Source organism: Priestia sp. JNUCC 25 (assembly GCF_053667915.1).
In genome coordinates this window covers 259,752-271,804 of sequence record NZ_CM132211.1, presented here as the reverse complement: position 1 = coordinate 271,804, position 12,053 = coordinate 259,752, and the positions used below count along the sequence as shown (strand labels likewise).

The 12,053-nt window shown below is 39.3% G+C and carries 10 protein-coding genes; 2 read left to right on the top strand and 8 right to left on the bottom strand.

The window, feature by feature from the left end; translation table 11 throughout:
* Position 1: 1 nt before the first annotated feature.
* Positions 2 to 2,227, bottom strand: a complete 2,226-nt coding sequence (gene pcrA, locus JNUCC25_RS01505) for a DNA helicase PcrA (protein WP_013055051.1) — start codon at positions 2,225 to 2,227, stop codon at positions 2 to 4.
* 52 nt (positions 2,228 to 2,279) lie between these two features.
* Positions 2,280 to 2,978 carry a heptaprenylglyceryl phosphate synthase gene (locus JNUCC25_RS01500; RefSeq protein WP_029324664.1) on the bottom strand — a complete coding sequence of 233 codons (699 nt, stop codon included), beginning with the start codon at positions 2,976 to 2,978 and terminating at the stop codon, positions 2,280 to 2,282.
* A gap of 512 nt (positions 2,979 to 3,490) precedes the next feature.
* Between JNUCC25_RS01500 and JNUCC25_RS01495 the strand changes: the two genes are divergently transcribed.
* Entirely contained in the window at positions 3,491 to 4,873 is a 1,383-nt protein-coding gene (locus tag JNUCC25_RS01495) for a glycine--tRNA ligase (RefSeq protein ID WP_013055049.1), read from the top strand.
* A gap of 37 nt (positions 4,874 to 4,910) precedes the next feature.
* Here JNUCC25_RS01495 and JNUCC25_RS01490 read toward each other — a convergent pair whose 3' ends face one another.
* Both JNUCC25_RS01490 and JNUCC25_RS01485 read right to left on the bottom strand, forming a co-directional pair.
* The gene (locus tag JNUCC25_RS01490; RefSeq protein WP_013055048.1) at positions 4,911 to 5,216 is read right to left on the bottom strand and encodes a YerC/YecD family TrpR-related protein; all 306 of its coding nucleotides are present in this window, start codon (positions 5,214 to 5,216) and stop codon (positions 4,911 to 4,913) included.
* Between the two features lie 147 nt (positions 5,217 to 5,363).
* Complete coding sequence (locus JNUCC25_RS01485; RefSeq protein ID WP_029325693.1) at positions 5,364 to 7,112, bottom strand: adenine deaminase C-terminal domain-containing protein; 1,749 nt, start codon at positions 7,110 to 7,112, stop codon at positions 5,364 to 5,366.
* A gap of 102 nt (positions 7,113 to 7,214) precedes the next feature.
* Here JNUCC25_RS01485 and JNUCC25_RS01480 point away from each other — a divergent pair, with 102 nt between their 5' ends.
* A complete protein-coding gene (locus tag JNUCC25_RS01480; RefSeq protein ID WP_016762773.1) occupies positions 7,215 to 7,472 on the top strand; it encodes a YgaP family membrane protein in 258 nt (85 codons plus the stop codon).
* 30 nt (positions 7,473 to 7,502) lie between these two features.
* Here JNUCC25_RS01480 and purD read toward each other — a convergent pair whose 3' ends face one another.
* From purD to purM, 4 genes are all read right to left on the bottom strand, one after another.
* Positions 7,503 to 8,777, bottom strand: coding sequence for a phosphoribosylamine--glycine ligase (purD, locus tag JNUCC25_RS01475; protein WP_016762772.1), 1,275 nt, complete (start codon positions 8,775 to 8,777; stop codon positions 7,503 to 7,505).
* Positions 8,778 to 8,790: 13 nt separating this feature from the next.
* On the bottom strand, positions 8,791 to 10,329 hold the full coding sequence (gene purH, locus JNUCC25_RS01470; RefSeq protein WP_013081443.1) for a bifunctional phosphoribosylaminoimidazolecarboxamide formyltransferase/IMP cyclohydrolase: 1,539 nt from the start codon (positions 10,327 to 10,329) through the stop codon (positions 8,791 to 8,793).
* 103 nt (positions 10,330 to 10,432) lie between these two features.
* Positions 10,433 to 11,011, bottom strand: coding sequence for a phosphoribosylglycinamide formyltransferase (gene purN, locus JNUCC25_RS01465; protein ID WP_013055043.1), 579 nt, complete (start codon positions 11,009 to 11,011; stop codon positions 10,433 to 10,435).
* The gene (gene purM / locus JNUCC25_RS01460) at positions 11,008 to 12,045 is read right to left on the bottom strand and encodes a phosphoribosylformylglycinamidine cyclo-ligase (RefSeq protein ID WP_029325686.1); all 1,038 of its coding nucleotides are present in this window, start codon (positions 12,043 to 12,045) and stop codon (positions 11,008 to 11,010) included. Before purM ends, purN begins: the two co-directional genes overlap by 4 nt.
* Positions 12,046 to 12,053 lie beyond the last annotated feature (8 nt).

Below are 12,053 nucleotides of genomic sequence, written 5' to 3'. Positions count from 1 at the left end.
ATTACACTTTCGTAACCGGGGCAAATTTAGCAAGCAGTCTTTTTACACCTGTAGGACTAGGAAAAGCAATGTCTAATTCTTTTGAATCTCCTTCTCCTTTTACACTTACAACTGTACCAATTCCCCATTTTTTATGCTCGGCCTTATCTCCAACGCTCCATCCAATTGATTCACTGCCTGTTGACACAAGCTTCGTTTTTGCCACGGCCGCTTGTCGGCGCGCTGCAAACGGCGAAGCTGAAGCCCCTGAACGACCAGCAGCAGGTTTGCGCATTGCTTCATTTAAAGATTCCACAAGCTCGCTTGGGATTTCCCCAATGAAGCGCGACTTTGGATTAACGTTTGTTTTACCAAATAGTGTGCGCATTTGAGCATTTAATAAATACAATTCTTGTTCAGCACGTGTAATCCCTACGTAGGCTAGGCGTCGTTCTTCTTCCATTTCATTATCTTCGAATAATGATCGGCTATGAGGGAATACGCCTTCTTCCATACCCATTAGGAAAACAACCGGGAACTCTAGACCTTTTGCTGAGTGAAGCGTCATCAGAATCACTTGTTCGTTCTCTTCTTCTTCCTCATCATCAAGCTTATCGATATCAGCAACAAGTGCTAAATCGGTTAAAAATGCTACTAGGCTTTTATCTTCGCTTGCTTCTTCAAACGTTTTTGTAACAGATAAAAACTCATCAATATTCTCTAAGCGACTTTGTGCTTCAATTGTTTTTTCTACTTTAAGCGCTTCACGGTATCCTGTTCTTTCTAATACTTGTTCCACAAGCTCTGTTACAGACATATAGTCTTGCATTTGAGCTAAGTTTGAAATCATTGATTGGAAGTCACGAAGTGCCTTTGTTGCTTTGCCCGTTAACCCCATCAATTCTACTTCATCAAGCGCTTTGAAAATAGAAATGTCATGAACGTTTCCGTAATTGGCTACTTTATCGACTGAAGTAGCTCCAACTCCGCGCTTTGGAACGTTCACAATACGAGCTAAGCTAATGTCATCATCTTGGTTGGCAATTAAGCGCAAGTACGCAAGCAAATCTTTAATCTCTTTGCGGTCGTAGAACTTAATGCCGCCGACAATTGTATAATTAATATTGGATTTTAACAGCACTTCCTCCATCACACGAGACTGTGCATTTGTACGATACAAAATGGCAAAATCACTGTATTTACGCTTTCCGCTGTCTACTGCTTCTTTAATTTTACGTGCTACAAACTGTGCCTCATCATGCTCACTCATTGCTTGGTAATGATAAATCTTCTGGCCTTCATCGTTTTCCGTCCATAAGTTTTTCACTTTACGATTCATATTGTTTGCAATGACGCCGTTTGCCGCAGCCAAAATCGTTTTCGTTGAACGATAATTTTGTTCAAGCAAAATGGTTTTGGCTTTTGGGTAATCTTTTTCAAATGACAAGATATTTGTAATATCAGCCCCGCGCCAGCGGTAAATAGACTGATCTGAATCCCCTACTACGCATACATTTTCAAATCGTGCAGCTAGCAAACGAACAAGCATATATTGCGCATGGTTTGTATCTTGATACTCGTCCACATGAATATATTGAAACTTGCGCTGATAGTACGTTAACACTTCAGGAACTCGTTTAAATAACTGAATCGTTGTCATAATTAAATCATCAAAATCGAGCGCTTGGTTTTTCTTTAAGCGCTTTTCATACTCTTTGTAGACTTTGCTTACAACTTCTTCATATGGTCCCGCTGCTGTTTTATCAAATTCTTCCGCTACTTTCAGCTCATTTTTAGCTGAACTAATGCTTCCTAATAGCGAGCGCGGATCGAATTTTTTAGGGTCGATGTTTTGATCTTTTAAAATATTTTTAATAACGGACAGCTGATCCGTTGAATCTAAAATCGTAAAGTTGCGATTAAAGCCAATACGATCAATATCTCTTCGTAAAATACGTACGCACATCGAGTGGAACGTTGAAATCCAGATATCTTCCGCTACTCCGCCAACGATACTTGCCACACGCTCTCTCATCTCACGAGCTGCTTTGTTTGTAAAAGTAATGGCTAAAATATTCCAAGGTGCAACTTCTTTTTCTGCCATTAAAAACGCAATTCGATGCGTTAATACACGTGTTTTTCCACTTCCTGCACCGGCCATAAGTAATAGTGGTCCGTCTGTTGTTTTAACTGCCTCTTGCTGCTGAGGGTTTAATCCTGTTAATAATTTTTCACTTAAAAAATTCACGTTTTCACCGCCTATATCGAACATATATTCTCTATTCTACTTTATTTATTTTTCACTGTGCAATATTCTTTTTTACTGCTTTTACAGTTTTTAACGCTTCCGCTAAATTTGTATAAATAACATTTCCTACAATAACCGTATCGGCTAGCTCTCCCATCTCACTCGCTTGCTCTTTTGTCTCAATACCTCCGCCGTAAAATAACTTCGTCTCATTTAGCGAATTTTTAACTTCTGCCACTAATTCAGGATCTCCATACGTTCCGCTGTATTCTAGATAGAAAACGGGCAAATGAAACATGCGTTCAGCCATACGAGCATACGCTACAACGTCTTCTGTGTTCAAATCTGTTTTCGCTTCCGTTAGCGCAGCTACTTTTGCTTCGGGGTTAAGTACGCAGTATCCTTCTACAAAAATTTCATCCCAGTCCATGATTTCTCCGTATTCCTTCATCGCCCCGTGATGTAAATCAACAATCCACTTTGGATCCTTGCTGTTTAAAACGGTCGGAATAAAATAAGAATCAAACCCAGGTGTTACAGAGTCAATTGTTGATACTTCAAGCGCACACGGCACCGTATAGCGGCGAATCCGCATTAACAGCTGCAGTACATTGTCTAGAGTCACTCCGTCAGATCCTCCGACAAGAACCGCATCCGTGCCGGATTCGCAAATTTTTTCTAAATCTGCATCTGAAATCTCTTTATTAGGATCTAATTTAAAGACATGTCTCCACTCTTTAATATCATACATATATGTTCCTCCATTTCTTTACACTTAAAAGTTCGCGCTCGTCCATTTGTTCATTATAACAAAACTAAGAGGGTGAAATGAAAGGAAAACCGAACTTTTCATTACGTTTTTTGTTTTCAAAAAATATGTATAAAAGATATGGTTTTATCCTCAAATTCCGGAAGAAAACATCACAAAAAAAGCCCATTTTGCACAAGGTTATTGTTTCTCTGCATAGGATATGCTAATATATAGCTACTAAAATTCATATGATATACGCTGAAGGATCAATAGTACTTAAATCCTCTTCACAAAGCGAACTAGGGACGGTGGGAGCCTAGAGAATGGTTTAAGGAAAAGGCAATCTGGAGTATATACAGACGAAGGTGGATACATTTTGTATCAACCAGGGTGGAACCGCGGGAAAAACTCTCGTCCCTGGGCATATTGTTGATATGCCCAGGGACGAGAGTTTTTTTGTACCCGCTCTTTTTGTTTCGCTTGAATCACTACCATTTACAGGAGGAATTAGAATGTCAAAAACAATGGATCAAATCGTATCTCACGCTAAACACCGCGGCTTTGTATTTCAAGGATCTGAAATTTACGGCGGTCTTGCAAATACATGGGATTACGGCCCGCTTGGCGTAGAATTAAAAAACAATATTAAAAAAGCATGGTGGAAAAAATTCATTCAAGAATCTCCATACAACGTTGGTTTAGACGCTGCGATTTTGATGAACCCAAAAACATGGGAAGCTTCTGGTCACTTAGGAAACTTTAATGACCCAATGATCGACTGTAAGGATTGTAAAGCTCGTCATCGTGCCGATAAATTAATTGAAGAAAAACTTCAAGAAAAAGGCATTGAAATGATCGTAGACGGCCTTTCATTTGATGCAATGGCTGACTTAATTAAAGAACATGAAATTACATGTCCTGAGTGTGGTTCAGCTAACTTCACTGAAATTCGTCAATTTAACTTAATGTTCAAAACGCACCAAGGTGTAACTGAAACATCAACAAATGAAATTTACCTTCGTCCTGAAACAGCTCAAGGTATTTTCGTAAACTTTAAAAACGTTCAGCGCTCAATGCGTAAAAAGCTTCCGTTCGGTATCGGCCAAGTGGGTAAAAGCTTCCGTAACGAAATTACACCTGGTAACTTCACATTCCGTACGCGTGAATTTGAACAAATGGAACTTGAATTCTTCTGTAAACCAGGCACTGAATTAGAGTGGTTTAACTACTGGAAAGAAACATGTAACAAATGGCTTCTTTCTCTTGGTATGAAAGAAGAAAACGTTCGTCTTCGCGACCATGATGATGATGAACTTTCTCACTACAGTAATGCAACAACGGACTTTGAATACAAGTTCCCATTCGGCTGGGGCGAACTATGGGGCGTAGCTTCTCGTACAGACTATGACTTAAAGCAGCATATGGAACACTCTGGAGAAGACTTCCAATATGTTGATCAAGAAACAAACGAACGCTATGTACCTTACTGCATCGAGCCTTCTTTAGGCGCTGACCGTGTAACATTAGCTTATATGATTGATGCATATGAAGAAGAAACGTTAGAAGATGGCTCTTCTCGTACAGTTATGCAGCTTCACCCTGCTTTAGCACCATTTAAAGCTGCTGTATTGCCACTTTCTAAAAAGCTTTCTAACGAAGCTCGCGCTGTCTTTGAAGATTTAGCAAAATACTTTATGATTGACTATGATGATGCTGGTTCAATCGGGAAACGTTACCGTCGCCATGATGAAATCGGTACACCGTTCTGTATTACATTCGACTTCGATTCATTAGAAGACAATCAAGTAACAATCCGTAACCGCGACACAATGGAACAAAAACGTGTTGCAATTAGCGACCTTAAAAATATCATTGAAGAAGCAACTCAATTTTAATTAAAAAATAAGCGTATGGCTGCTTCAGCCATACGCTTTACTTTTGATTTGAATCTTCTTGAAGGCGTTCTAACACCATTTGATACGCATCGCTTCCATAATTCAAGCAGCGTTTAACACGGGAAATAGTTGCTGTGCTTGCTCCAGTTTCCGTCTCAATTTTATGGTACGTGTTGCCTTCTCTTAGCATTCTTGCCACTTCTAAGCGCTGTGCTAATGATTGAATTTCATTAACTGTACATAGGTCATCAAAAAATTGATAGCATTCTTCAATGTTTTCTAATGATAAAATCGCTTGAAATAGCTGATCTAATTCTTTTCCTCGTAGTTTGTTGATTTGCATCGTATCGAACTCCTTTATCATTGGCTTTCTTTACTGGTTGTTTCTATCTATAAAATACAGTTTCTATATTTATTTGCACATACATTCATTCTGTATGAAGACAGCCAATTTCATACAAATTTCAAATTCCTTTGATACTTTTATATTTTAACGCATTATAGACGGAAAAAGTACTTTTTTATTCATAACATCATAAATTCCTACTGGCGTGATACGAATATAAGGCAAATGTGTAGACGAAAAGAACAGCAGTGAATAGACAGGATCATCGTGTTTGTATCCTCGCTCCCCCAGCACTTTCTTGAGTTCTACCTCTCGTTTACTTAACTCCTCCATCGGCAGATTCGACATGACTCCTTTTAACGGAAGATCCAGTTCGTATACTACTTTCTCATCTTCGGTAATGACAATACCGCCTCCAATTTCTTTCATACGTTTAAATGCACACATCATATCTTTTTTCGATTTTCCAATTAAAATAAAATCACCTGTATTTGAAAATGAACTCGCCAGTCCCGATACATTTGTCGCAAATCCTTTTAACAGCGTATTGATCCGCCACTTGCCTTCTCGGTCCACCAGCACTAAAAAACTTTCATCATGATCAGAGGCTAATACATCTCCGCTCACATTCAAGTGAATTGAATACGGCTCCATAATAACAGCATTTTTCATTTTTACGCCTACTGGCATGGAAAATTGAAAATCGTCCATCGTTAAATCAAAGTCCAACTCTAGCGGTGAAAAACCAAACTTTCCCCAAGGAAATTCTACTGAGGCTAATGCTTGTTCTTTGCCTTCTTTTTTCATCCACTTTCCTTTTGCTAGTACAGAGACCGGAGTAGGCCGCATAGGATCTTCTAAAATATTAATATTAGCCACACAGCCTGTTGCTACATGCCCGTGCAAATGTTCCATGTTATAATAGCGAGCAATATTTACAGACACCATATTATAAGCATCTAACACGGGAACCCCTTCTGAAATAGCTAATGTAATTAACATATCTGACACGCCATTTTGGTAAAAAGAAGGCGGAGAACCGTCTGTATTCATCGTAATATGGTCAAAATAATCTACCTGCAGCTCTTTTAACTCCTGTAGCAATTTTGGCAAATCTGGCCGAATTGAAGAGTGGCGCAAAGCAACGTCATAGCCTTGCGTTAACCGAGCAACAACATCTTCCCCTGTCATAGACTCATGATCGCTGTCTGCCCCTAGTAATTTCATTTTTGCCAAGGTAAATGCTGATGCCCCCGGGAAATGTCCTTCAATATGCTTTCTCATCCTTTTTGTCTCTTGAACCCAGTGAAGCATTAAATCATCCCCGTCTAAAAGCTTCGGCCAACTTGTCAGTTCGCCTCCTTGTAAGACAGCTTCATTTTGTAGCCAAGAAGTAATGTTCGTATGTGAGAAGATGTCAGCCTCTTCATCAATTTCCGTCTGCGAATCAAATCTGCACCACCAGTACAGCGATTGTGGTAACGTTTTCATTTCTTCAATCAATGAAAATGCCGTTTTTTGTTCAAGCTGTAAAGCGAGAATTAAATTATCATTAAATAAAGTCGTTGTTCCGTGCTTGGCTGCATATTGGGAAAAAGTCTGGGGATTATATAACTGAAACGGGTGAACATGCGGCTCAATATACCCAGGAACCACATATTTCTCACTGCAGTCTATAATCTCTGTAGAAGCGTCTGTGTGCTTAGGCATCTGTGAGCCAACGTATACAATACGATCTTGGTAAACCCAAATATGTGCTTTTTTCCACTGCTTCATTCGAGCGTTCAAATATGTTGCATCTTTTAAGACAATAGTTGGTGCTTTTTGACCGTTTAATACTAAGAGCTGCTGTCTAATATGTTTGCTTTTCCAGCGGTATCTTTGTTCCGGCATGCTAAATTCCCCCTAATTTACTATGTATTTTTATCGTAACACATCCTTGATGTAAACGCATTCAGAAACTGTTATTAATTTTATGAATAAAGGTGATAAAACATGAAACCAAATATCGGCATTGTTAACGCATTAATTCGACTTACACTGGGCTTTACCCTTCTTTCTTGGACAACATCTCGTTTATCTCGCAGACCGTACAAAGATTCATACATCTTCCTAGGATTAATGGGAGCTTTAAAAGTGGCAGAAGGTATCACACGTTTTTGCCCCCTTACGTACGCTTATGATTCATGTCAAAAACACGATGAACATGAACACCATCCAAATGGAAATGAAGAAACGTATAATCCTTCGTAAGGTAAAAAGGAGAGCCTAAGCTCTCCTTTTTTATTTTAAAGCTGCTTTTGTTAATGCACGATGGCCGATGTCTTTGCGGTAGAAAAAGCCTTTTTCTAAATCGATATGAGCCATTTGTTTGTATACTTCTTGCTGCGCTTCTTGAAGAGTTGCTCCTTTAGCACCTACTAATAGAACACGGCCGCCGTTTGAAACGTATGTGTCGTTTTCTAAAGCTGTACCAGCGTGGAAAACAAGCGCGTCTTCACTAATCGCATCCAATCCGTTAATTGGCGCACCCTTTTGATAATCTTCTGGGTAGCCTGCTGCTGCTAATACGATTCCGATAGCCGCTTCATCATCCCATTCAATTTCTACTTTTTCTTCTTTCAAAATGCGAAGAAGCACATCGACTAAATCGCTTTTCATACGCGGCAGTACAACCTGTGTTTCAGGATCTCCAAAACGCGCATTAAATTCAATAACTTTTGGTCCTTTTTGTGTTTGAATTAGACCAGCATATAGAATTCCTGTATACTCACAGCCTTCTTCAGCTAATCCTTTAGCCATTGGAAGTAAGATGTTTTCTACAGCCTCTTGTACTTCTGCATCACTGATTTGCGGAACAGGAGAGTAAGCTCCCATGCCTCCTGTATTCGGACCTTGATCGCCGTCAAAAGCACGCTTATGATCTTGTGCAATTACCATTGGATATACATTTGTACCACGTACAAATGCCATTAATGAAAATTCTTCACCATCCAAAAATTCTTCTACAACTACTTTTGCACTTGCTTCTTTAAATTTTTGGTCAACTAGAAAATCACGTAATGTATCTACAGCTTCTTCCACTGTTAAAGCAACAGTTACACCTTTACCAGCCGCTAAGCCGTCTGCTTTAATAACAATTGGAGCGCCTTGCTTTTCCACATATGCTTTTGCTTCCTCGTAAGACGTAAATGTTTCATACGCTGCGGTTGGAATATCATACTTTTTCATGAGCTCTTTTGCAAAGCTTTTGCTTCCTTCAATCATCGCTGCTTGTTTGCGCGGTCCAAAGACTGGAAGACCTTCTTGTTCAAATCGATCAACAATGCCTTCAATTAACGGATTTTCTGGTCCAACAATTGTTAATTCAATCTTGTTTTCTTTTGCAAATAGCACAAGCTCTTCTTGGCTGCTTTCATCGATTGGTACAATCGTTGCCACATCTCTCATGCCCGGATTTCCTGGTGCTACAAACACTTCGTTAACAAGTGGACTTTTTGAAGCTTTCCATGCAATTGTATGCTCTCTTCCGCCTTTTCCAATAACTAAAACATTCACGTTCTTCACCTCATTAATGTTTAAAATGTCTTACGCCTGTAAATACCATTGCAATGCCGTATTCATCTGCTTTTGCAATTGACTCTTCATCACGAATTGATCCGCCTGGCTGAATAATAGCTGTGATTCCTGCTTTAGCTGCTGCTTCTACTGTATCCCCCATTGGGAAGAACGCATCTGAACCTAAAGCTGAACCTTGTGCTTTTTCACCAGCTTGTTCAATCGCAATTTTTGCAGCGCCTACGCGATTCATTTGACCAGCCCCTACGCCGATTGTCATGTCATCTTTTGCAAGTACAATAGCATTAGACTTAACATTTTTAACAACTTTCCATGCTAATTTTAAATCTGCCCACTCTTTTTCTGTTGGCTCGCGTTTCGTTGGAACAGTAATCGTTGCATCATCAAATCCGAACACATCTTCATCCTGAACAAGCACGCCGCCTTTTACAGATGTTAAGAAAGCTTCTTTTTCTGCTTTTTCATCAAGCTCTATCGTTAGTAAACGAAGGTTTTTCTTAGCTGTTAATACATCTAATGCTTCTTGATCGAACGCAGGAGCAATGATGATTTCTAAGAAAATTTCTTTTAACTGAATAGCCGTTTCACGGTCGATAGGACGGTTAGCTGCTACGATACCGCCAAAGATAGATGTAGGATCCGCTTCGTATGCTTTTTGATAAGCTTGAGCAATTGTTTCACCCACACCTACACCGCAAGGATTCATATGTTTGATCGCTACGATAGCCGGCTCTTTGAATTCTTTTACGATTTGAAGAGCTGCATTTGCATCGTTGATATTATTGTATGATAACTCTTTTCCATGCAGCTGCGTAGCTGTTGCAATAGAACCTTTTTGTGTTAACGGCTTTTTATAGAAAGAAGCTTGTTGGTGAGGATTTTCTCCGTATCGTAAGCCTTGAACACGCTCATACGTTACTGTTAATTTCTCAGGAGTTGTTTCACCTGTAATGTTTGTTAAGTATTCAGCGATTAATGCATCATAAGCTGCCGTATGACGGAATACTTTTGCTGCTAATCGTTGATTGGTTTCAAATGAAACATTGCCATCAGCTTTTAACTCTTCTACTACGGTTGCGTAATCGCTTGGATCTACTACAACTGAGACAGAACGATAGTTTTTCGCAGCTGAACGAAGCATTGTAGGTCCACCGATGTCAATATTCTCAATCGCTTCAGCAAGCGTTACATCCTCTTTTTCAATTGTCTTTTTAAATGGATATAAGTTTACAACTACAAAGTCGATTGGCGAGATATTATGCTCTTTCATTTGTGCTTGATGCTCTTCATTATCGCGTAACGCTAATAAAGCACCGTGAACGTTAGGATGCAATGTTTTTAAACGGCCGTCTAAAATTTCTGGGAAATCAGTTACTTCAGAAATTCCGATAACGTCAATACCGTTTTCTTCTAGAGTACGCTTTGTACCGCCAGTTGAAATAATTTCTACTCCTAAGTCCTTTAATTCTTGTGCAAATGAAACAATACCTTCTTTATCAGATACGCTAATAAGTGCGCGTTTTGCTGTCATTTTGTAAACTCCTCCTGATCCGATCTCTCATTTAAAATCTTTCTTTCACTACTACTCTACCATAGTAAAGGATTAAAACTTTTTTGACAAGGTTACATCCTATTTATTTAACTGCGGCTTGTTCAAATAATTCATTTAGTACCGCGGGATAAAATTGATGTTCAATTTCATGAATATGGGCCTCAACTGTTTCTCTTGTATCGCCTTTTTCAATGCGAATAGCCTGCTGATCAATAATTGGTCCTGTATCCATTCCTTCATCTACAAAATGCACGGTAATTCCAATCACTTTTACTCCTGCATCAAAAGCCTGACCAATAGCATCAATCCCAGGAAATGCAGGTAAAAGCGACGGATGAATATTAACAATACGATTTTTGTATGGCTTAAGCAACGTCGAACCAACTAATCGCATATATCCTGCTAAAACAAGAAATTCTACTTTAGCTGATGTAAGCTCTGCAAGAATTGCTTCCTCGTACGCTTCTTTATTTTCATAGTTTTTAGGCGAACAAACAAAGCATGGTATTCCACATGCTTTTGCTCGTTCAATTACGTATGCATCCGGTTTATTACAAACAACAAGCGCAATATTTGCTTTTAATCGACCTGACTGAGTTGCTTCGTAGATGGATTGAAAGTTACTGCCGTTTCCAGAAGCAAACACTGCAATATTTATCATGCAAACGTCCCTCCAGCAAATTCAACACCTGTTCCTTCTTTTACACGTCCGATAACAAATGCTTTTTCGCCTTCGTTTTCAATTGTTTCAATGACTTTATTCATATCTTCAGGTTCAACAGCTAAAACAAATCCGATTCCCATGTTGAATACTTCAAACATTTCTTTACGGTCCAGCTTGCCTTGCTCTTCAAGGAAATCAAACACGTATGGAATTGGCCAAGAACCGTAATCGATTTCTACACCTAAACCTTCAGGAAGCATACGAGGGATATTTTCAACAAATCCGCCTCCAGTAATATGAGCCATACCTGCAATCTTAGCTGCATGTAATGCTTTTAGGACCGGCTTCACGTATATTTTTGTTGGTGTTAATAACTCAACTCCAAGCTTTTCATTAAAACCAGAGTAAGTTTCGTGAAGATTTAATCCTTGATCATCAACAATTTTACGTACAAGAGAGTAGCCGTTGCTGTGAATACCGCTAGATGAAATACCGATTAACAGCTGACCAGCTTCAATCTCATCTCCAGTAATAATTTCTGACTTTTCTACTGCTCCTACTGTAAACCCAGCAAGATCATATTCATCTTCTTCGTACAAACCTGGCATTTCAGCTGTTTCTCCGCCAATTAACGCACAGTTGGATTGTTCACAGCCGTCTGCAATTCCTTTTACAATCGATTCAATTTTTTCAGGAACTGCTTTCCCGCAAGCAATATAATCTAAGAAGTAAAGAGGCTCTGCTCCTTGTGCTAACACGTCGTTTACACACATGGCAACTGCATCCACACCAATTGTGTCATGCTTATCCATTTGAAAAGCAAGCTTCAATTTTGTTCCTACTCCATCTGTACCAGAAACAAGAACAGGTTCTTTTAAATTCAATGTAGATAAATCGAACATTCCGCCAAAGCCGCCGACTGTTCCCATAATACCTGCACGAGCAGTTCGTTCTACGTGCTTTTTAATACGTGAAACAGCTTCATATCCTGCTTCTAAGTCAACTCCAGCTTGTTTATATGAATATGACATGTTGTCAC